The organism is Simiduia aestuariiviva, assembly GCF_014192475.1.
In the GTDB taxonomy this organism is placed as follows: Bacteria; Pseudomonadota; Gammaproteobacteria; order Pseudomonadales; family Cellvibrionaceae; genus Simiduia; species Simiduia aestuariiviva.
Window position 1 is genome coordinate 652,230 of sequence record NZ_JACHXZ010000002.1, and the last position, 20,023, is coordinate 672,252.

The 20,023-nt window shown below is 52.3% G+C and carries 18 protein-coding genes and 6 tRNA genes; 11 read left to right on the forward strand and 13 right to left on the reverse strand.

Translation table 11 applies throughout. From position 1 onward, the window contains the following. Positions 1-6: 6 nt before the first annotated feature. The 3 genes from FHS30_RS08590 to FHS30_RS08600 form a co-directional block, all read right to left on the reverse strand. Positions 7-1,344 carry a sodium:proton antiporter gene (locus FHS30_RS08590; protein ID WP_183910037.1) on the reverse strand — a complete coding sequence of 446 codons (1,338 nt, stop codon included), beginning with the start codon at positions 1,342-1,344 and terminating at the stop codon, positions 7-9. Positions 1,345-2,027: 683 nt separating this feature from the next. After that, a tRNA-Asp gene (locus FHS30_RS08595) sits at positions 2,028-2,104 on the reverse strand. A gap of 46 nt (positions 2,105-2,150) precedes the next feature. Then, a tRNA-Val gene (locus FHS30_RS08600) sits at positions 2,151-2,226 on the reverse strand. Positions 2,227-2,396: 170 nt separating this feature from the next. Here FHS30_RS08600 and FHS30_RS08605 point away from each other — a divergent pair. Beyond that, positions 2,397-3,872 (forward strand): two-component system sensor histidine kinase NtrB, encoded by a 1,476-nt coding sequence (locus FHS30_RS08605; protein WP_183910038.1) that lies wholly within the window; start codon positions 2,397-2,399, stop codon positions 3,870-3,872. Between the two features lie 75 nt (positions 3,873-3,947). Here FHS30_RS08605 and kynU read toward each other — a convergent pair whose 3' ends face one another. From kynU to FHS30_RS08635, 6 genes are all read right to left on the reverse strand, one after another. Further along, positions 3,948-5,198 carry a kynureninase gene (gene kynU / locus FHS30_RS08610; RefSeq protein ID WP_183910039.1) on the reverse strand — a complete coding sequence of 417 codons (1,251 nt, stop codon included), beginning with the start codon at positions 5,196-5,198 and terminating at the stop codon, positions 3,948-3,950. Then, the gene (locus tag FHS30_RS08615) at positions 5,185-6,081 is read right to left on the reverse strand and encodes an alpha/beta hydrolase (RefSeq protein WP_183910040.1); all 897 of its coding nucleotides are present in this window, start codon (positions 6,079-6,081) and stop codon (positions 5,185-5,187) included. Before FHS30_RS08615 ends, kynU begins: the two co-directional genes overlap by 14 nt. A gap of 58 nt (positions 6,082-6,139) precedes the next feature. Then, complete coding sequence (gene ltaE, locus FHS30_RS08620) at positions 6,140-7,153, reverse strand: low-specificity L-threonine aldolase (RefSeq protein ID WP_183910041.1); 1,014 nt, start codon at positions 7,151-7,153, stop codon at positions 6,140-6,142. A gap of 123 nt (positions 7,154-7,276) precedes the next feature. Continuing rightward, positions 7,277-7,352, reverse strand: a tRNA-His gene (locus FHS30_RS08625). A 129-nt stretch (positions 7,353-7,481) separates the two neighbouring features. Then, positions 7,482-7,558, reverse strand: a tRNA-Arg gene (locus FHS30_RS08630). A gap of 34 nt (positions 7,559-7,592) precedes the next feature. Further along, a tRNA-Pro gene (locus FHS30_RS08635) sits at positions 7,593-7,669 on the reverse strand. Positions 7,670-8,109: 440 nt separating this feature from the next. Here FHS30_RS08635 and folD point away from each other — a divergent pair. Further along, positions 8,110-8,952 (forward strand): bifunctional methylenetetrahydrofolate dehydrogenase/methenyltetrahydrofolate cyclohydrolase FolD, encoded by an 843-nt coding sequence (gene folD / locus FHS30_RS08640; RefSeq protein ID WP_183910042.1) that lies wholly within the window; start codon positions 8,110-8,112, stop codon positions 8,950-8,952. 78 nt (positions 8,953-9,030) lie between these two features. After that, positions 9,031-9,822, forward strand: coding sequence for a tRNA pseudouridine(65) synthase TruC (gene truC, locus FHS30_RS08645; protein ID WP_183910043.1), 792 nt, complete (start codon positions 9,031-9,033; stop codon positions 9,820-9,822). On the opposite strand, the gene FHS30_RS08650 is transcribed toward truC, so the two are convergent. Next, positions 9,811-11,247: a coniferyl aldehyde dehydrogenase gene (locus tag FHS30_RS08650; RefSeq protein ID WP_183910044.1), complete on the reverse strand. Its 1,437-nt coding sequence runs from the start codon at positions 11,245-11,247 to the stop codon at positions 9,811-9,813. The two genes, truC and FHS30_RS08650, sit on opposite strands and share 12 nt — an antisense overlap. A gap of 122 nt (positions 11,248-11,369) precedes the next feature. Here FHS30_RS08650 and FHS30_RS08655 point away from each other — a divergent pair, with 122 nt between their 5' ends. The 3 genes from FHS30_RS08655 to FHS30_RS08665 are packed head-to-tail and all read left to right on the forward strand — an operon-like array spanning position 11,370 to position 13,770. Continuing rightward, positions 11,370-12,047: a TetR/AcrR family transcriptional regulator gene (locus FHS30_RS08655; protein WP_183910045.1), complete on the forward strand. Its 678-nt coding sequence runs from the start codon at positions 11,370-11,372 to the stop codon at positions 12,045-12,047. Then, on the forward strand, positions 12,037-12,726 hold the full coding sequence (gene rsuA / locus FHS30_RS08660) for a 16S rRNA pseudouridine(516) synthase RsuA (RefSeq protein ID WP_183910046.1): 690 nt from the start codon (positions 12,037-12,039) through the stop codon (positions 12,724-12,726). Before FHS30_RS08655 ends, rsuA begins: the two co-directional genes overlap by 11 nt. 3 nt (positions 12,727-12,729) lie before the next feature. After that, positions 12,730-13,770, forward strand: coding sequence for a class I SAM-dependent methyltransferase (locus FHS30_RS08665; protein ID WP_183910047.1), 1,041 nt, complete (start codon positions 12,730-12,732; stop codon positions 13,768-13,770). On the opposite strand, the gene FHS30_RS08670 is transcribed toward FHS30_RS08665, so the two are convergent. Next, positions 13,767-14,357, reverse strand: a complete 591-nt coding sequence (locus FHS30_RS08670; protein ID WP_183910048.1) for a DNA-J related domain-containing protein — start codon at positions 14,355-14,357, stop codon at positions 13,767-13,769. The two genes, FHS30_RS08665 and FHS30_RS08670, sit on opposite strands and share 4 nt — an antisense overlap. Positions 14,358-14,549: 192 nt before the next feature. Between FHS30_RS08670 and FHS30_RS08675 the strand changes: the two genes are divergently transcribed. From FHS30_RS08675 to FHS30_RS08695, 5 genes are all read left to right on the forward strand, one after another. Next, positions 14,550-14,624: transfer RNA gene (locus tag FHS30_RS08675), tRNA-Asn, on the forward strand. 105 nt (positions 14,625-14,729) lie between these two features. Further along, complete coding sequence (gene ppnP, locus FHS30_RS08680) at positions 14,730-15,011, forward strand: pyrimidine/purine nucleoside phosphorylase (RefSeq protein WP_183910049.1); 282 nt, start codon at positions 14,730-14,732, stop codon at positions 15,009-15,011. A 69-nt stretch (positions 15,012-15,080) separates the two neighbouring features. Next, a complete protein-coding gene (locus FHS30_RS08685; RefSeq protein WP_183910050.1) occupies positions 15,081-16,328 on the forward strand; it encodes an HD-GYP domain-containing protein in 1,248 nt (415 codons plus the stop codon). Between the two features lie 120 nt (positions 16,329-16,448). After that, entirely contained in the window at positions 16,449-16,907 is a 459-nt protein-coding gene (locus FHS30_RS08690; RefSeq protein ID WP_183910051.1) for an Lrp/AsnC family transcriptional regulator, read from the forward strand. A 78-nt stretch (positions 16,908-16,985) separates the two neighbouring features. Then, positions 16,986-18,353 (forward strand): HD-GYP domain-containing protein, encoded by a 1,368-nt coding sequence (locus FHS30_RS08695; RefSeq protein ID WP_183910052.1) that lies wholly within the window; start codon positions 16,986-16,988, stop codon positions 18,351-18,353. Between the two features lie 64 nt (positions 18,354-18,417). Here FHS30_RS08695 and FHS30_RS08700 read toward each other — a convergent pair whose 3' ends face one another. Together FHS30_RS08700 and FHS30_RS08705 are read right to left on the reverse strand one after the other, a co-directional pair. Continuing rightward, the gene (locus tag FHS30_RS08700; protein ID WP_183910053.1) at positions 18,418-19,032 is read right to left on the reverse strand and encodes a glutathione S-transferase family protein; all 615 of its coding nucleotides are present in this window, start codon (positions 19,030-19,032) and stop codon (positions 18,418-18,420) included. Next, positions 19,032-19,940: an MBL fold metallo-hydrolase gene (locus FHS30_RS08705; RefSeq protein ID WP_246341224.1), complete on the reverse strand. Its 909-nt coding sequence runs from the start codon at positions 19,938-19,940 to the stop codon at positions 19,032-19,034. The genes FHS30_RS08700 and FHS30_RS08705 overlap by 1 nt, the downstream gene beginning before the upstream one ends. Between the last annotated feature and the right edge of the window lie 83 nt (positions 19,941-20,023).

Consider the following 20,023-nt stretch of genomic DNA (forward strand, 5'->3'; position numbering starts at 1 on the left):
GGTGCCTCAGGACATTACCGCAAACGTCTGCGCTACCTGTGCTCGATGCTCGGCACAGCGGTCATTTTCACCTGGGTGGAAGTCATTGGGATTGTGAACCCGCTCGATATGGGCGCCACACACACTGCCATCAGCCTTTAACGCACAACAGGTCGGATTGTTGTAATGCGTCAACCAAGTGCGATATTGGCTGGCCGTTAAACCGCATTTTTTAGCTGCATAATCCTGCGGATTTTCAGTGTATTGGGTGAGTTCAGATACCGGAATAGTAATGTGGCCAGCGCCCGGCTGATAGGCCACAAAATTGATACCTTGCTCCTGTAGCCGATGCAATATTTCATCGCCGCTGTTACCCAGCAAGCTTTGAACCTCGGCACGCAGGCGCGCTATTTCTTCGTTCAGGCTGGCCTCCTGCTCATTGCGATACAACAACTCCATGTCTCGCATTTGAATCATGTCTTGCAGATCGGTTGTGGCAGCATCTAGCTTCAACTGCATTTCCACTTCATATTGCTGACGTAAAGACTGCACACTTTCCTGCTCACCAGCTTGCGCCGATTTGAGCTTGTGCTCAAAATATTCCCGGATTCCAGCCATCTTGGCGACTTGAGAATCCATTTTTTCTTTGAGCTGCTGATGCGCCTGATTCAATTGCTGCAGTTCACTATCTCGCGCAGCTAACGCCTCCTGGTATCGGGCGAGCCGACTTTGATGCTCTTGCTTGAGTGAATCCACTTGCTGCTGGAATTGATTGCGCTGCACGCTCATTCGAAATCGCTGCTCTTTCAGCAATTGCGCCATTTGACTACGCGCTTCAGATTCCAACTTAGCTTTTAGCGCTCGCGCCGATGCGGTATCAACGGCATCAGCGGGTGCGCGCTTTACCGGCTCTGCCGATTGCTTCCAAATCAAGCCCAGCTTGTTTGCTTTAACGGATTTTTTTAGCAGCGCAAAATGATTCGAACCCGACTCTACATTGGGATCCCATAGTCTGGGCTGATGCCACTCAATGGGGCATTGAGATGCGCAGGCTAAGCGAATTGCACCCGCACCTAGATCAGGGCCACTGGCCGCCGAATCAGCTAACTGGGATAAGGGAATATTCCAGCGACGATCAGGAAAGCCTTCAGCATCAAATTCCACCAAAAAGAAAACCGTTGATTTTACAAATAGATGGCTACTGATTCGCACATACACCGCTCGAACTTGCTTATTGGCAAATTCAGGGATAGGTACATAGCCGTCCAAAATCGCCTCAAACTCCGGATACAACATCTCCCGAGCAATACGATTTCCGTCAAATACATAGATGGCTTCAGCCAACTCATGGGCGTCTAGCGGCATAACTGAGTTCCCGTTCAGGCCAACGGCCCGGCCGCAAGCGATCAGCGCTGCGACATATGATCTAATCAACTATAGAGCGTGTAAGTATGATCGACAACGATGGGAAGCGATGTGATGGATTCACCAGATTGATGACGGGCCGCATTCCGGCATTGGCAACTACATATCAATGAACTCACACACCCAAACCTCCTCTACATCCTCCTCGCACACCAACTCCAATAGCTCTTCGGTATAATCTTGCATGCCTTTATTCCTTAAATTTATATTTCATTCATTTGCGCCAAGCAACTCACAGTAGACCACCCAGATGACACTGCCATGACACAACTAGCGCCCCCTCAAACCATTGTTAGTGGTGGCAATTCGCGAATGCTGCCAAAACTCATGCCTTCTGCGGAAATCGAGAATTAACAGCTATCAGGGGGTTGGCGCAGCGGAAGCTAGGCGCAACTGAAGGCACACGAAGGACTGAAGGTCGTGCCACACACAACATAGCATTGACTTGCAGGCAGCCTGTTTATGGAATCAATCGCCTTCCAAGAGCAAGTGTTGTCATCAGAGATCAAAGATTGAAGCGAACAACGAAATCAGACCAGCATAAGGTTTGCGCCAATCCTGCGTGGAGAAATGCTTTTTCAGGCATAAAAAAGCCCCGACAGTGTCGAGGCTATTTTATTTAGTGGCGGACCGGACGGGACTCGAACCCGCGACCTCCGGCGTGACAGGCCGGCATTCTAACCAACTGAACTACCGGTCCGCATAACCGGTGTGGCGTGATTAACGGCGTTAAGCACTGCCAAATATGGTGGGTGGTACAGGGGTCGAACCTGTGACCTACGCCTTGTAAGGGCGCCGCTCTACCAACTGAGCTAACCACCCGTTGTTCAGAGCCGCGCATTCTACGCGTTTAACTGTGCCTGTCAACGACTTTTAGAAAAAAGCTAACAATTTGATTTATATACGCTTTTTGACCACAAATTAACCAGCTGGCAGGCTCCATCAAAGGCGCTACAATGGCGCTCTTTGGACAACGGACACCAGGCCCCTCTATGCCATGGAATACGCTGCGGCCTACGCCGTGGACAGCACTGCTATTGCTCCTTGCCAGCCCGCAACTACACGCCGCCACTGGCGACAGCACACCTTTGGGGTTTTGGATACTCGCCTCCTTGTCAGTTCTGCAGGCGGCAATGATCTTTTTACTGCAAAAAAGCCGCATAAAATATAAGCGTGCGCGCAACAACTTAGAAGCGGCAAAAGCCGGTCTCGAACACCGCATTGAAGAGCGAACTGAATCGCTGCGCACAAGCAACAACCAGCTTAGCGATGCCCTCGCCCGCCACGAAATTGCGGAAGAGTTACTGCGCGAAACTCAAGACTACCTCCACTCAATCATCAACTCGATGCCCTCGGTACTAATTGGCGTCAGCCGACAGGGCTTAGTCACCCTGTGGAATGCTGCAGCCGAACGGCAGCTGGGTATTAGTTCGCGCAAAGCACTTGGCCAACCCATTGACGACGTTTACCCGGAAATTGCCATAACCACCGACACCATTGAAATGGCAATCGACAGCCAAGTGCCGCAAACGCTGGAAAATATCCAACAGGGCGCAGGCAGCAATTGCCGCTACTCCGATATCACTGTTTACCCACTCATGGCGCTGGAATTGGGCGGCGCCGTCATTCGCATAGACGACGTTACCCTTCGCGTGCGGGTAGAAACCATGATGATCCAGAATGAAAAAATGCTATCACTCGGTGAGCTCGCAGCTGGTATGGCCCATGAAATCAACAACCCATTGGCCGCCATTCTCAACAACGTACAAAACATCACACGCCGCTTAGATCCGTCGCTGCCCATGAACCGCGAGCAAGCGACGCAACTGTCGGTGGACCTAGAGCAGCTTAAACGCTATCTAGATCAACGGGAAATTCCAAAATTTTTGCAACACATTCGCGAAGCCGGAGAACGCTCTGCTCGGATAGTCAGCAATATGCTAGAGTTTTCACGCAATCAGTATCGCGACCACCAACCTACTCACATCCCCGAATTGCTCAACAACTCACTTGAACTCGCCATCCACAGCATGCAACTCGACACCGGCGAAGAAACAGAATTGCCGAGAATTCAAAAAAATTACGCCACCAATTTACCGCCACTCACCTGCTCTGCGGTAGAGATACAACAAGTCATACTCAACCTGCTCCGCAATGCCTTTCAGGCTTTTAAGCAACAAGATTACGGCGCGCCACTGAACCCCACGATCACCCTCAACGCCTACCAAGAGAACGATTGGTTTTGCATAGAAGTCGCCGACAATGGTCCGGGTATTCAAGAGTCCGTCCGACGACACATTTTTGAACCCTTTTTCACCACCAAGGAAGTTGGTCAAGGCACCGGACTAGGACTGTCCGTGTCTTACTTTATTATCACTGAACACCATGGCGGCACCATTCAAGTAGAATCCACACCGGGCCTTGGCAGCTGTTTTAAAATCCGCCTACCGGGAACGCCCAGCCACTAGCGTGCAAGCCGTCATTCACCGCAACAACACACTCACTGGTCACTTCATTGCGCCCTGCCATACACAGGGCTACCACTAGGTAACAGCTTGTCGCGCCTGAAAACGAGGTGATAAGTACTGGCGCTCCGCCACAATTTCGTCAAGCGCCAACACACTTAAATAGATATCTTCGAAACGCAAAAATAGTGGCGAAAAACCGAGCCGCAATATATTGGGAGCTCGAAAATCTGCAATCACTCCTCGCGCGATTAGCGCCTGGCAAATGGCGTAAGCTTCGCTGTGGGCATACGCCAACTGGCTACCAGATTGCTCGGGCTCTTCAGGCGTAAGCAGCTGTAATTCGCTCAAGGCGGGGCGCTCAGACACCAAATGCCTGCAGAGCTGAATCAATGCCAGGGATTTTTTGCGCAGCGCTTGAATTTGCACGCCCTCAAACACAGACAGCGCGGCATCAAGCACGCTCATACCGAGCACTCCGGGCGTACCGCACAGAAATTGTTTGACGCTTGCGTGGGCGTGATAGTCGTCGGAAAACTCAAACGGTTGACGGTGCCCCATCCAGCCAGACAAAGGTTGCTGACAAGCGCCTTGATGGCGCTTGGCCACGTACAGAAATGCCGGCGCACCAGGGCCACCATTTAAAAACTTATATCCACAGCCCACCGCAAAATCCACCTGCCAATCATCGAGCCACAAAGGGATGACGCCCGCGCTGTGAGCGAGATCCCATATAACTACGATGCCCTTTTCGTGCGCTAGCTCAGTGATTTTACGAATGTCATGTATTTTGCCGGTGCGAAAATCCACCTGGGTCAACAAAAGTACTGCGATGGATTCATCCAGCTGGTCCAACAGATCGTCTGCAGACGCTGTCAGCAATTGACAGCGAGACTCACCTAACAGCGCGGCCAGCCCCTGCACCATGTACAAATCCGTCGGAAAATTTCCCCGCTGCGACAACACCTTAAATCGCTTAGGTTGCAGGCTTAGCGCTGCGGCTAACACCTTAAACAAATTAACTGACGTCGAATCTCCGCAAATAACCTTCCCGCTATCGGCCCCGATTAAGCGACCTATTTTGTCACCCACAATCGTGGGCAACTCAATCCAGCGATTCACATTCCAGCTAGTGATTAAATCGTCTGCCCACTCGCGCTCAACCACAGAGCGAGCACGAGCCCGTGCAGCGATTGGCATAGGGCCCAGCGAGTTGCCATCTAAATAGACAACCGAAGGTGGCAAATAAAATTCAGCTCGCTTTTCCGCTAGTGGATCTTCTGCGTCCAACCTTTTAATGTCTGCGGGAATAACTTCACTTTTGCTCATTATCGGAAACCTTCTCTAAGGTCTTAACGAGAACGCCAAAGGCTGCACTACCCGGATGGAGCCAATCAAAATGACCGGCGGACGGCACGAGGACTGTGCGCGCATCGGCATGGTGAGCTTGCTCGGGATCCACAATGTGATCTTCGGAGCCCTGCAACAGGAATGTCGGTACAGTTAATCGCTGCTCAGCAGGGTTGGCGCTTTGATACTCCGCACGCCGAGTCGCCAGATCGCCCCCCATAAATTTTGACACCGCACTTTGACAACTATTTCCCCCTTGACCGTAGCGCTCAAGATCGACAATGGCCGCCAGGCCCACTAGAGCGCGCACGGGTAATGCCGAACCAGCTGAGGCAGAACTGTTCATCGCATCGCCACCAGCGAGCAGTGCCAAATGCCCCCCAGCCGAGTGCCCTACCAACACGACGCCGTCAAAATCGAGATTGGCGATGGCTAATTTTTCAATTGCCCTGAGCGCCTGCCGGATATCATTTAACGTCGTGGGCCAACCACCACCGGATGCCCCGGCACGTCGATATTCAAGTGACCACACCGCAAACCCCACATCGGCCAGCGCGCTGCTTAGGGCATTACTGTGCTGAATATCGTAGGCACTCAACCAGCAACCACCGTGGATAAAAACCACCAGCGGCCGCTGATTTGTAGCCCGCTCTCCCCTCGCCCGCCACAACAGTCCGTAATGACTTTGTTCGTGACCATAGGCAATGCGCAGGTCTGGCTCATTAAAAGGCAAACTCGCGATAGCGCTATAGGGCACATTGCTAACTACCGCGGCAGACGAAATAGGCTGCTCTGGCGTTTCAGCAAAACTGGGCATTAACCATGCGCATAAAACCGCGCCTAAAAAACAACAATGTTTCATGGCCTTTCTCCAAAATGGCGCACGAATGTATCACGTGCAGCTGCGGCTAAGGGTGCACTTAGTTCAGCGCGCGTCGCACGCTGTCAATGAATGTATCAATAGCTGCACGATCAATGTCTTTGTGTGTCACCAGTCGCATTCCCTGGTAGCCCGGGCTCATAAAAATACCTTGTGTATGCAGCTGCTTGGCCAGCCCATGGATATCAATGCTGGATGACACATCCACGAATACGATGTTGGTTTGTACGGGATGAGCAGCAGTTTCGAAACCTGCCAACTGCTGTAATTGTTGCGCCAAATACCGCGCGTTTTCGTGATCTTCAGCGAGTCGCTCGACGTTGTGTCGCAACGCATAATATCCTGCGGCCGCTAGAATTCCGGCTTGACGCATTCCACCACCCAACATCTTGCGCAGCCGCCGGGCGCGCTGAATATAATCGCGCGGACCCAATAACAGTGAACCCACTGGCGCACCCAATCCTTTAGACAAACAAATTGTCATGGAATCAAAAGGCTTAGCAAGCTCTGCAATATCGACACCCATGGCCACCGCAGCATTGTAGGCGCGCGCACCGTCTAGATGCAGCTGCAAACGATGGCGATCAGTAAAAGCTCGTATCTCGTGTACGTAATTTGCAGGCAACACCTTGCCGCCAATAGTATTTTCCAAACTGATCAATCGGGTGCGTGCAAAATGACTGTCATCGGGCTTCACCGCACACTCAAGTTTTGCCAATGGCAGTGTACCGTCCGGCATATTTTCAATGGGCTGGGGCTGCACCGAACCCAACACCGCAGCGCCGCCTGCTTCATAGCGATAATTGTGGGCGTCCTGGCCACACAGATATTCGTCACCGCGCTCACAATGACTCAAAATGCCGAGCAAATTTGCCTGTGTCCCTGAAGAAGTAAACAACGCCGACTCAAAACCATGCCGCTCTGCGGCCCAAGCTTCAAGCATATTAACGGTGGGATCATCGCCCAACACATCATCTCCCACATCTGCCTCAGCCATGACTTTGCGCATGGCAGCACAGGGGCGAGTTACTGTATCGGAACGGAAATCTATCATTTCGGGCTCACTATTATTTTTGGTTTACTAATGGCCGAGAATATTAGCGTGAACACAAAATAGAAACACGCGAAAACACACGCTTAATTACAGCGCAATAAATATACAATGGGGGGGAGAAAATGGGGTGGACGAGGGGACTTGAACCCCCGACGACTGGAATCACAATCCAGGGCTCTACCAACTGAGCTACGCCCACCATAGAGGTGCAGATTTGCTGCGCTTTTAAGCCATGTGGCCAAAAGAATTAATCAGTGTAGGTAACAAATCCGGCGGGAGCTGGGTTTGCACTGATTTTGTACCGGACGCTATGTCCCCGGGGCCAAAATGGCGCGCCCGGCAGGATTCGAACCTGCGACCCACGGCTTAGAAGGCCGTTGCTCTATCCAACTGAGCTACGGGCGCGTGAACGACACCTCGGTGCAACAAACGCTTAAAATGGTCGGAGAGGAGGGATTCGAACCCCCGACATCCTGGTCCCAAACCAGGCGCGCTACCAGACTGCGCTACACTCCGACATACCCAACACGGCGGCTCGCCGTTTCAAGTGGTGCGCATCATACCCACGCACCCCACTCCCGTCAACAAAAGAAATTCGATTTTTTACGAATACTAGGTGGTTGATAATACAGGGCTTTTCCCGAGTGGACTCCCCTTAGCCAGCACCTCAAGCGGCCCGAAAGCAGCGCCCTTCACAATACACCTAAGCCAAAATTTAGCGAAGTGTTTACCCATCCTTTTAGCGGAACAAAATGAAGGGCTCGTACCCTCACTTTAGAACCACCAAAAACGCAGAACGCCATCTCGACTATTGGCGCTCCGGCAGAGCTGTGGGACAATGCGCGCCCTTGGTCGATCCATGATTTTCTGATCAATTAGTCAGATTTTCCTGAAATAAGACCACCAGTTTGCAACATTTAGCCACCAACTCCAATTCTATATAGGAACGCACCGCCATGGCCGCCCTGCTACTCGACGGCAAAGCCCTTGCCCAAAAAACTGAACAAGAATTGAGCGCCCGCGTCGAGGCGTTAAAAACCAAAAGTGGTGGTCAAACCCCCATCTTGGCAACGATTTTGGTGGGCGACGATCCCGCGAGCGCTACCTACGTCAAAATGAAGGGCAACGCCTGCGAACGTATTGGCATGGGTTCCATTCGGGTAGAAATGCCTGACTCGACCACTACGGAAGAATTGCTCGCCAAAATAGAAGAACTCAACAATAACCCCAACGTCCACGGCATTTTGCTACAACACCCCGTGCCTGCGCAGATTGACGAGCGCGCCTGCTTTGATGCCATTGCCCTAGAAAAAGATGTGGATGGCGTTACCTGTTTGGGCTTTGGCCGCATGAGTATGGGCGAGGAGGCCTATGGCTGCGCGACGCCCAAGGGCATCATGCGATTGCTGCAGGCCTACGATATCGACATTGCAGGCAAGCATGCAGTCGTGGTTGGACGCAGTGCCATTCTGGGCAAACCGATGGCCATGATGCTGCTGGGCGCCAACGCGACGGTCACAATGTGCCACTCGCGCACTCAGAATTTGGCAGATCATATCAAGCAGGCCGACATTTTGGTGGGCGCCGTCGGCAAGCCCGAATTCATTAAAGCGGAATGGATTAAAGACGGTGCAGTAGTCGTCGATGCGGGCTACCACCCCGGCGGCGTGGGCGATGTGGAACTCACACCACTAAAAGACCGTGTAGCCGCCTACACGCCAGTGCCTGGCGGCGTAGGCCCGATGACCATCAATACGCTGATTTATCAAACCGTGGACTCTGGCGAAAAATCCATTTAGCGTCACCGGTGCAGGGTCGTAACGGCCCTGCACTCTCTGCCCATCAACATTGCACAACCTCACCCCAGAAGCGCCACCATGACCAACCCAGTTGAACACATCGATACACCTGAACAGCTGCCGCTGATTTTTCAGGATGAACACTTGGTGGTCATCAACAAACCTTCCGGGCTCTTAGTCCACCGCAGCCCCATTGATCGCCATGAAACGCGCTTTGCCGTTCAATTATTGCGCGACCAAATAGGCCAACATGTGTACCCAGTGCACCGACTCGACAAGCCCACTTCGGGCCTACTGGTGTTTGCCTTAAATGCAGACATTGCGAGGGCAATGAGCGACAAATTCAACGACAAAGACATTCAAAAAAACTACTTGGCCATGTGTCGCGGCTACATGCCCAGCCAACGTCTGGACTACCCACTGTCGGTGAAGCTGGACCGCATCGCCGACAAGCACCGCCAACAGGACAAAGCCCCGCAAAGCGCCATCACCAACTTCACAACACTGGCCACCTGCGAACTGCCCTACCCCGTTGATCGCTACCCTGTGGCACGCTATTCGCTGGTACTCTGCCAGCCGGAAACCGGACGCAAGCATCAAATACGGCGCCACTTAAAACATGCGGGACACCCCATTATTGGCGATGCAAAACATGGCAAAAGTGTACACAACCGGTTTTTCGCCGAACACTTTAGCGCCAACCATTTACTACTGAGTGCAGTAGGCCTAGATTTTTCGCACCCAGTCACCGGCGAGCCACTTTCACTGCGCTGCCCTGCAGCCGCAAAATTCATCCATGCGGTCACCCAAATTAATTGGCAAGAGCCGCATTGGAAAAAAGCGTTAGACCCAGTTTGGTTAGCGAATTAAAAACCCTAAAATCCGGTCAATAAAACCACCGTAAGGCGGGTATAAAAACGACATCCCATTGAATTTTGGCTTGAACAAGACGGCCTTGGGCTTACTGAATGTAATAAACCCCTCTTTGCCGTGGTAATGCCCCATTCCCGATGCACCAACCCCACCGAACGGCAAATCATCAACCGCCACGTGCAACATAGTTTCATTAAAAACCACGCCACCTGAATGGGTGTGACTCAATATTTTTTGCTGGCAGGCTTTATTAAAACCAAAATAATAAAGCGCTAATGGACGATCGCCCGCGTTAATATACTCAATCGCCTCATCCAGTGAATCGTAGGGCAATAATGGTAAAACCGGGCCAAATATTTCCTCTTGCATGAGCGTCATCGTGCGATCCACTTGCGTGACAAGCAGCGGCACCATGCGCCGCGTACCGTCATTCACCTGCTCGTCAGAGGCTGGCTCGACGCAGGCACCTTGGGCTTTGGCCGCCGACACCCACGACATGATGCGCTGCTGGTGGCGCTCGCTGATAACAGCGGTAACATCAGGGTTGTCGCTCACCTTCGGATAAAAGCGTTGGAACGCTTGCTTATAAGCCTGCTTAAAAGCCTCGACTTTTTCACGCGGAATAAAAATATAATCCGGCGCCACGCACGTTTGCCCCGCATTCACAGACTTGCTGTAACACAGGCGCTCGGCGGCGGCTTCGATGGGAAAATCAGCGCCGATAATCACCGGCGATTTACCTCCCAACTCCAATGTCACTGGCGTCAGATTTTCCGCTGCTGCGCGCATCACATGCTTGCCCACACTGCCGGCGCCAGTGAACATCAAATGATCGAAAGGCAGTGCCGAAAAACTGGCCGCCACCGATGGGCCACCGTTGACAACAGTGATCAGCGCAGGGTCAAAACATTTTGCGATTAAGTCTGCCATGAGTGTCGAGGTGTGCGGCGTGGCTTCCGGCATTTTGATCATGGCATGATTGCCCGCAGCCAACGCTGTTGCGAGCGGCCCCAATGCCAACAATAGCGGGTAGTTAAAGGGCACCATAATGCCCACAACCCCCAGCGGCTGATAAAACACTTGCGCCTTACCCGGTTGCAAATGCAACGCCAAACGTCGCTTTTCTGGCCTCATCCAGCGCGCCACTTGCCCGCTTAGATAATCAACCATTTCCACCAGACTCAAAATTTCAGCCAGTTGCATTTCGTGGCGCGATCGCGCTGAGAAATCTTTGATCATAGCGTCCATCAAGGCGTCGCGGTGTTCGAGCACCATTGCCTTTAACCGCTTGAGTCGCGCTTTACGCTCTGCAGCAGATGCCATGGGATTGGCGCTGTATGCCAGGCGCTGTGCGTCCAGCAGATCCCGCAAATCTTGGGCTGAAATATCGGTATCGCTAATAGCCTGCACGGCAGTGGTCATGGGGCCTCCTAGGGCATGAGTGCACTATTGCTGTCCGCCATTTTTAGAGCTAATACTCTAACCTGTCAAGAAGTATGGCAAACCGCTATAATCGCGCGCAATTAAAGAGATCTACACCCCTCATGTCTAACACTCGAGCACGTATACTTGCCACCAGTTTGGCACTGTTTAACCAGCGCGGTGAGCGAAATGTCACCACTAACCACATCGCGGCTGAACTGGGCATTTCTCCCGGCAACCTCTACTACCACTTCCGTAATAAGCAGGCGATTATCGAGGAGCTATACCTCGAGCACCGGCAGGCGGTGCTCAATCGCATGACGCTGCCAGAGAACTGTGGATTTGCGATGAAAGATAAAGTGGCACTGCTCGACGCCCTCACTCAGGCGCTCTGGGCGCACCGATTTTTTTATCGCGATATCGAACAAATTTTGGCGGACTCACCTCGACTCGCTCAACTGCATAAAGCGACTTTTAATGCCGTTTTTGAAAAGAGCTGCCTGCTGTTACAGGCGCTAGTAGATGCGGGCTTGATGCAAGCCAATGACAACCTGCAACGGGACTTAAGCTACGCCGCGTGGATACTAATGACTAACTGGATTGGGTTTATACGCACCACACTCGTTGCCCACGACGATGCGGGCCCGCTATTGCGCAGAGCGGTTTATCAAGTACTGATGCTTGAGCGCCCCTATCTGAGCCCCACCGCCGGCTCGCAACTCGACGAGTTAATGCAAGTTTATCGCATCGATCTCACAACCTTTCACCCCGCCAAGGAAGATTTCGCCGATGCGCATTGATCGCTGGATTAGCCAAGCGACAGACCTTTCACGCAAAGACGTTCAAGCAGCCATCAAAGCCAAGCGCGTCGCTGTGGACGGCGACGCCGTATCCAGCCCTGCGTTTCCGGTACGTGCAACAGATACAGTAACCTTGGATGGTGCCGTATTAAAGGCCGCGGGGCCCCGATATTTTATGCTGCACAAACCAGCGGGCTACCTGTGCGCCACCCAAGATGCGCACCACCCCACCGTGCTCGATTTACTGGAAGAACCCAACAAGCACGGACTGCAAATCGTCGGCAGGCTCGATCTCGATACCACGGGTTTGCTACTCATCACCGACGACGGACGCTGGAATCACCGCGTCACCAGCCCTCGCCGCGCCTGCGAAAAGAGCTACATCGCCAGTCTCGCAGCGCCATTGTCGCCCGATGCGCCCAAGGCCTTCGCTGAAGGCATACTGCTGCGCAACGAAACGCACCCCACACGCCCCGCAACCGTCGAGCCTCTCGCAGACCAACGCTGTCGCGTGACACTGTGTGAGGGCCGCTATCATCAGGTAAAGCGCATGCTGGGCGCACTCGACAATCGGGTGCTGACCCTGCACCGCGAACGTATTGGGAGCATTCACCTAGACCCCGCGCTTGAGCCCGGCCAATACCGGCCACTAACGGAAGCCGAAATCGGCAGTATTTAACCTATGAATTCCACCGACCAACGACTGGCGAGCGAGCTGCTCGAACAACCCCAAGACACCCTTTGGCTGGCCGACGAAAATGCACTCACGTTCATTAATTCCCACCAACAGGTGCCTGCAACACTCACCAACCGCTGGGATATTTTTGACCGTGCCCAACGCAAAGGCGCGCAGTGTTGGTTTACCGACTGGGATCTAAACGCAGCGCTGAGCCAGCACAATTTTTCCCGGATTGTCTACCGCGTATCCAAAGAGCGCCCCGTGGTCCACCATCTTCTCAATCAGCTGGCGAAGCAGCCCCAGCGCTGGCAATCGTTAATACTGCTAGGCCAGAAAAACGAAGGCATAAAAAGCTACGCCGATGGCGCCGCCAAATTATTTGGCAATAAGGCGATCAACAAACACGGCAACGACTATGTGGCACGCTTTCAAGCCCCGCCCCAGCCATCAGGAAATACACTTAACGACCAACGTTATGGGCAGTTGCGCACCATCGCCGAATGGCACACAACACCCATTCAAAGCAAACCGGGCACATTTGGCTGGCAGAAAATTGACGAGGGTAGCCGCTTTTTAGTTGAGCAACTCCCCAGCGTATTACAGGGACTATCGCGCCCTCCTGCGCGCGTATTGGACTTGGGCTGCGGCTATGGATTCCTCTCACTGGCAGGTCACGAACTCCTGCCTAATGCCGCTTGGTTCGCCACCGACAACTGTGCCGCTGCGCTCACCGCATTTGAGGCCAATTGTGGCGCTTGGGCCACGAGCTTTGCGGGCGATCGAGGCCTAGACGGCGATGCCAGTCCTCTAGCACTTCCAGTAGACCTGCTGCTGTGCAACCCCCCCTTCCACCAAGGCTTTTCGACGTCGGGAGATCTGACGGAAAAATTTGTCCGCGCCATGCATCAATGGCTCACCCCTAGCGGCCTAGCCCTCGTGGTGGTCAATCAATTTGTCGGTCTGGAAAAGCGCGCGCAGGGGCTATTGAAAGCGACCCAAGTGGCCGATAACGGCAGCTTTCGGGTGCTGGCTTTAAGGCGCTAAGTCAAGCGAGCGCGGGCCAGGTCGTACGCTTGATTTAATGCCTGCAGCGCACTGTCTGAGCCGCCTCGATCGGGATGCAGGGCCATTGCACGGCGGCGATATTGGCGCTTGAGCGTCGCCAAATCTGACAGCGCATCTAGCTCGAGTAGCGACAGCGCAGCCGAAAGTTTGTCGCCATCCGCTGCCACGTAGGCTTCAAATTTGCGCCAAAAACCCGCCAACAACTCAGAAACCTGCGCCTCGGAGCGCTCTAAATTCGACAGATTCAGATAGTACTGAGCCAGGTTTGCCTCAGCGGGTGCCGGCATATGCTCGCCGGTATTAGCCCGAGGCCGCCATTGCACGCCCACGGCAGAAAACGACCACTGCTTTAGGGTATCGCTGTGCGCCAAACGGTAGAGCGCGTTGCGCATCAGAAAATGGACGCGGTATAGCCCCTCCGGCCCCAACTGCTCTTCAGGCACCAATTTCTGGTCTCTCAGCCAGGCAAACAGGGCCACTTCACGCAATTCATCGAGCCCGCGAGCGCACTGCTCAGCCACGCAAAGTTTGACGGCAGTTAACAGCGGATTATCAATATTCTCCATGGCCACAGTGTGGCGAGCCCTACGCTAAATTGCAAAAATACACCCTCTAGATCGCGGTCTGATCACCAAACAATCAGACTGTTCAAGACCTATGCAGCCATCGTAAGCCCATGAATTTTTTTATAAAAATCCCTTGACCACTCCGATATCTGACAATAAGATACGCGCCACTTCCACAGAGGAAGCGACTTTTCCGGTGTAGCTCAGCGGTAGAGCAGCGGACTGTTAATCCGTTGGTCGCTGGTTCGATCCCAGCCACCGGAGCCAAATTTTAAAACCCTGAATACGCAGTATTCAGGGTTTTTTTATGCTTGAGCAATAATGTCCTACACAGGGGCATTCCAACAAAAACGAGTCCACAGGAGTCACACCATGTTTCAAGTTAACCGCTATTTTGAGGATAAGGTGACCTCCATCGCCTTCCAAACTGCCGACTTGCCTGCAACCCTGGGCGTTATGGCCGTGGGTGAATACGAATTCGGTACCAGCAAACGCGAGTACATGACCGTAGTCAGTGGCGCCCTCACTGTGAAACTGCCCGATGCCGTGGAGTGGCAAACGTTCGTCGCAGGGGAAACCTTTATTGTTGAAGCCAACCTAAGCTTTAAGGTTAAAACGACCGAAGAAACCGCTTACCTGTGTAAATACGAATAAGCCCATACTGGCCCGAACACTGAGGCTGACGTAGAATGAGACGAAAGTATCAAGGACGTTAGCCGATTCATGACCAATCCTCCCCTCAAGTCTTTCTCCGTCAAAAAGCTGAAAACTCGCAAGTGCTATGTGGAGGACTTGGCCATCGGCATGTATGTGGCCGACGTAGACTGTGGCTGGCTCAACACCCCTTTCATGCTGCAAGGTTTCAAGCTCGAATTTCAGCAGCAAATTGACGAACTCAAAAAGTACTGCATTTACGTCCACATCGAAGTACAGGAAGACGTGGTCATCCCCCTAGAGTTAGGGCCAGAAGACAGCGCTCTCGATCGCAAAGACAGCGCCTACAAGGCCAGCCTTAGCGCAGAGGAAGAGCATGAACAGGCGCGTGCGATTTATGAGCAGGGCCGAGCTACCACCAAGTCGATTCTCGAGGGTGCCGCCAAAGGCCACGCCATCGACTTACCCTCAGCGAAAGAAGCCGTTAACTTTTGTGTTGAGAGTATTTTGCGCAATCCCGATGCCCTGCTCTGGATGTCCAAAATCCGCGACCGAGATGAGTACACGGCTGAACACTGCTTAAGCGTCTCCATATTGGCCATTGCCTTTGGGCGCCACCTGAGACTAACAGAAGAGGAGCTGTATACCATTGGCATCGCAGGCCTATTGCACGATGTCGGCAAGATGCGCGTGCCATCAGCGATCCTCAACAAACCCGGCAAGCTCACAGACAAAGAGTTTCGCGCCATTTCTACTCACGTCGTGCACGGGCGCAATCTATTGCAGCAAACACCTGAGATCCCCAAAGAGGTGATCGACGCCGCTCACGCCCACCACGAGCGCATGGACGGCGCCGGCTATCCACGCCACTTGTCGGGTGAAGACATCTCTGACTACGCCAAAATCGTATCCATCGTGGACTGTTACGACGCCATCACAAGCAACCGCTGCTATAGCGACGCGAGGCCGATTACCGAGGCCATGAAAATTCTGTACGAAAATCGCGGCAAGCAGTTCGACGAGAGCCTGACCTTGGAGTTCATCCAGTTTATCGGGCTCTATCCACCCGGCAGCATCGTTGAATTGGAAAATGGCATGATTGGCATCGTGCTAGCTAAAAACAAAGGCGCGCAACACCTCCCCAAAATCATTCGAGTGCGCGACGAAAATAAGCAGCCCTGCCCGCTTAAGGCCTTAGACCTAACCGACATACCGCGCGGCACGCTCGATCCAGGCTATTTCATTAAACACATCCATACTGACGGCAGTTTCGACGTACATATCAAAGATTATCGCGCCGGCTCAATGTCCTTCTAAGTACGCTCTTTCCAGCAAACCGCCCATGCCAGCTAGCCAGCAAGGGCGGTATTTCACCCAACAAAACAGCACTTCTGATATATTCCTGCACTGGTACTTGAATAGCTGCAGGGATTCACCATGAAATTTAGCGAAAGCGAAAGACAAATTCTTCGCCTACTCCAGCAAAATGGCCGCGCCAGCAATGTGGAGCTGTCTCAAAAGGTGGGGCTGTCTGAGTCCCCCTGTTTTCGCCGCGTTAAGCAACTCGAAGAGGCTGGCGTTATCAGCGGTTATGCCGCCATCGTTGACCAACGCAAACTCGGGCTAGACGTCACGGCGTTTGTTCAAGTCACCCTGGATCAACGTTCAGAGCAAGACACAGAGGCCTTCCTAGAGGCGGTGGCTGCCGAAGGTCACATTATGGAGTGTTACGCCACCAGCGGTGACTATGACTTTCTATTGCGGGTGGTGGCCCGCAACATCGACGACTTTGCCGATATCAGCATGCGACGCATATTGAAGTTTCCTGGCGTCAAAAACATTGTTTCCACCTTCAGCCTACAAACCATCAAAAACTCCCAAGTGCTGCCCACGTAAAACCTTGTATCGGGCAGGGTTAAAATGCCCTGCTACACTTCCTTGCAGGCGCCAGTCACACCAAGGAAGTATTACATCATGATCGATGCCACTCACCCGCTGCTGACCCGCAACACCGATAAAGCAGCGAGCGAAGAAGACGGCAACCCTATCTTTTGCCAACACCTTTCCGATCTCAACGAAACCCAAAATGTGGTCCTCAGCGAAGACATTCGCGATGAGGATGGCACTGTACTGCTCAAAAAAGGAGAAAATCTTACCGAGCGCAGAGCTCAAATGATCGTCAAACATCGGCTCGTCAAACCCATAGAACAATGTATTCAATTAGAAAAAACCTACGGGCCAAATCAACTGTTTAAATTTATGAAGCGCATGAGAGCCTCGGTGCCCACTCTGCACAAGGCACTAAACAATGAAATGTTTGACGCGGCACTCAAATCCATGTGCAGCTACTACAATAAATTTCCGCTGCTAAAGCAAAACATTACCGTGCTGGCTATCCGATTACCCGCAATCTATAACAACAGCGTATTTACAGCACTCGCAGCATTGGCTATTGCTCGACAAATGAAATTAGACCAAAAGGAGCAACGCGTCGTATTTATGGCGGCACTGCTGCACGACTGCGGGTTTCTATATCTGCCGCCCCACCTAGCCAATAAAACCCATAATTTTTCTGCTGAAGAATGGCATTGCCTAATGGCTCATCCCATCGTCGCCAAACGATTTTTGGACTCTGTACCCGACTTGCCCAAGGAGGTAGGGAATGCTGTGCTGGACCACCACGAACGCACTGACGGCACGGGCTACCCAAGCCAAAAATTTGGCGACTCTTTGAGTCGCGCATCACAAATCATTGCCATCGCCGACGATATGGTCACGGCTTTCCACGCTTACAAACAATACGGTGATTACACCCACCGCATGATTTTATCGGCACTAAAACTCAACGATAAATTGCACTTTGAGCAGGTATACAAGGCTACTGCCACACTCTTTCGCAATAACAAAGCCAATGACAAACCCAACGGCTCAGCGCCTGAACAGGCAAGCGCTCCACTACTGCTAGAGCGCCACAAGGCAATGCAACCCAAGTTTGAAACCATGCGCACCTTGGCCCGCCAACTCATTGCACAAACAAAACATCCACTGAACCGCTCAATCGCCTCTATGCTAGGTCGATTGGCCATGTCCATTGTGCGCGCAGGCATTATGCAAGAAGAGCATGAGACCTGGCTCACTGGAGTCGTGGAAAGCACATCGCCTGAAGATCTTGATCAACTGTTGGAAACCAGCGTGATGTACGATCAAGTCGACGCACAACTAAAGCACCTAAACAACCTGTTGTCGCGCGTACTTGATGACATGCCAGCAGACCTGCAAGCGCTTCGAGAAAGTTCGCTCAACACACTGCAATCGCTGCACGCCAGCACCGACGCGCAGTAGTGCTCACACCACCAATTCTACTAATTTAAATTAACTGAACTTTAGTTAAACTAGTCAAACTAGACTACACGGCCGCACTGGGGCGAGCGGACACGTCGCCGTGCCAGCGCTTCAGATGCACCCACTCATCGGCCATGCGCAGTTTCACCACCCGCGCAAAGTCAATGGCACACAAGGCCGTAATGTCCGCAATAGAAAATGACTCGCCCGCTAAAAATTGACTCGTCGCCAAATGCTCATCGAGCAACCCCATAAACCGCAACGCCTCTCTACCACACTCTTCACCGTAGGCCGGCACAGGCAGCATCCGGTCTTTGAAATAGCCCGTGGTATGTTGAAAGCACATGCCCACTGGCAACATCAAATGAAACTCGGCACGCCGCTGCCACATTTCAATAGAGGCTTGCTCGAAAGGGGTTTTCCCCATTAGCGAGGGCTCGGGATTTAGCGCCTCAAAATATCGACAGATAGCCACAGACTCACCGATACATTCTCCGCCATCAAGCTCGAGCACCGGCACCTTGGTGGTAATGTTTTTCTTTCTATATTCGGGCGATAAATTGGCACCCGCCTGAATATCAACCTGCTCAAACGTTACCGTATTCAGCAGGTTTTTTTCAGCCAAAAACATTCTCACACGGCGCGCGTTAGGCGCCGTTTTTGCTTCAATTATTTTCATTAAATAGCCTCATAAATAATGGCAACCCATTGGTCCGGAGTCAGAAACCCTTTACCCCACTTGCCATCAAACGCGGCCGTTGGCTTAAGCGCAACCACCTCTGCGACACTTTTTCCCGCCTTTTTAAGCGGTGCCACTTTAGCGTGCACAGCGTTAAGCATGGCGTGATATTCTTTGAGCTCTTGCTTATTGCTCAACCTACCGTGCCCGGGTATGACTTTAGTTTGGTCATCAATTCGTGCGAGTACTGCTGCAACCGCCTCGATAACCCCTAACATATTGCCGCCACTGCTAGCATCGATAAATGGGTAAAACCCATTAAAAAACGTATCCCCCATATGTACCACATTGGCGTTGTTAAAATAGATGATTGCGTCGCCATCTGTATGTGCTGGGGCCGGATGGGTTACATCAATAGTTTCGCCATTAAAATGAAAGGTAATGGCCTGCTCAAAGGTAATAACAGGCAAAGCCACTTCAGGCGCAGGCGGCACTTCTTTTTTGAAAGCCTCTATAACGCCCCCCGCCGCCAACCGCGTACGCACATTTTTGTGGGCCACAATGATTGCATTCTGCTTACCAAAATTTTCGTTACCACCCGTGTGATCGTAATGCCAGTGGGTGTTGATCAGGAACTTCACGGGTTGTTCAGACACTGTGGCAATAGCGGCCAAAATGTCTTTGCTAACGGGAGCAAATTGATCATCCACCAAAAATGCGCCATCTTTCCCCACTGACAAGCCAATATTTCCACCGGCACCGGCCAACATGTATATCCCGTCTTGCACCGGCACCACCTGTACAGCGGCATTTTTTGGGGCATCGGCCATCGCAGGCACACTGGCTACTAAAACCGCCATATATGCGGCATTCAGTAAAATACGCGCCGAAGTCAGCAAATTGCTCATTCTCAACTCTCCATCCAAGTAATATCACTTACGGTTATTAATAACATTAAGTTCTAAATAATTCATCATATGAATACTAAAAG

Excerpts from the sequence above, each read along its gene's own strand:
- FHS30_RS08590 (WP_183910037.1), bottom strand. The coding sequence starts at position 1,344 with ATGCCGCTAGACGCCCATGAGTTGGCTGAAGCCATCTATGTATTTGAC.
- FHS30_RS08605 (WP_183910038.1), top strand. The coding sequence starts at position 2,397 with ATGCCATGGAATACGCTGCGGCCTACGCCGTGGACAGCACTGCTATTG.
- kynU (WP_183910039.1), bottom strand. The coding sequence starts at position 5,198 with ATGAGCAAAAGTGAAGTTATTCCCGCAGACATTAAAAGGTTGGACGCA.
- FHS30_RS08615 (WP_183910040.1), bottom strand. The coding sequence starts at position 6,081 with ATGAAACATTGTTGTTTTTTAGGCGCGGTTTTATGCGCATGGTTAATG.
- ltaE (WP_183910041.1), bottom strand. The coding sequence starts at position 7,153 with ATGATAGATTTCCGTTCCGATACAGTAACTCGCCCCTGTGCTGCCATG.
- folD (WP_183910042.1), top strand. The coding sequence starts at position 8,110 with ATGGCCGCCCTGCTACTCGACGGCAAAGCCCTTGCCCAAAAAACTGAA.
- truC (WP_183910043.1), top strand. The coding sequence starts at position 9,031 with ATGACCAACCCAGTTGAACACATCGATACACCTGAACAGCTGCCGCTG.
- FHS30_RS08650 (WP_183910044.1), bottom strand. The coding sequence starts at position 11,247 with ATGACCACTGCCGTGCAGGCTATTAGCGATACCGATATTTCAGCCCAA.
- FHS30_RS08655 (WP_183910045.1), top strand. The coding sequence starts at position 11,370 with ATGTCTAACACTCGAGCACGTATACTTGCCACCAGTTTGGCACTGTTT.
- rsuA (WP_183910046.1), top strand. The coding sequence starts at position 12,037 with ATGCGCATTGATCGCTGGATTAGCCAAGCGACAGACCTTTCACGCAAA.
- FHS30_RS08665 (WP_183910047.1), top strand. The coding sequence starts at position 12,730 with ATGAATTCCACCGACCAACGACTGGCGAGCGAGCTGCTCGAACAACCC.
- FHS30_RS08670 (WP_183910048.1), bottom strand. The coding sequence starts at position 14,357 with ATGGAGAATATTGATAATCCGCTGTTAACTGCCGTCAAACTTTGCGTG.
- ppnP (WP_183910049.1), top strand. The coding sequence starts at position 14,730 with ATGTTTCAAGTTAACCGCTATTTTGAGGATAAGGTGACCTCCATCGCC.
- FHS30_RS08685 (WP_183910050.1), top strand. The coding sequence starts at position 15,081 with ATGACCAATCCTCCCCTCAAGTCTTTCTCCGTCAAAAAGCTGAAAACT.
- FHS30_RS08690 (WP_183910051.1), top strand. The coding sequence starts at position 16,449 with ATGAAATTTAGCGAAAGCGAAAGACAAATTCTTCGCCTACTCCAGCAA.
- FHS30_RS08695 (WP_183910052.1), top strand. The coding sequence starts at position 16,986 with ATGATCGATGCCACTCACCCGCTGCTGACCCGCAACACCGATAAAGCA.
- FHS30_RS08700 (WP_183910053.1), bottom strand. The coding sequence starts at position 19,032 with ATGAAAATAATTGAAGCAAAAACGGCGCCTAACGCGCGCCGTGTGAGA.
- FHS30_RS08705 (WP_246341224.1), bottom strand. The coding sequence starts at position 19,940 with ATGAGCAATTTGCTGACTTCGGCGCGTATTTTACTGAATGCCGCATAT.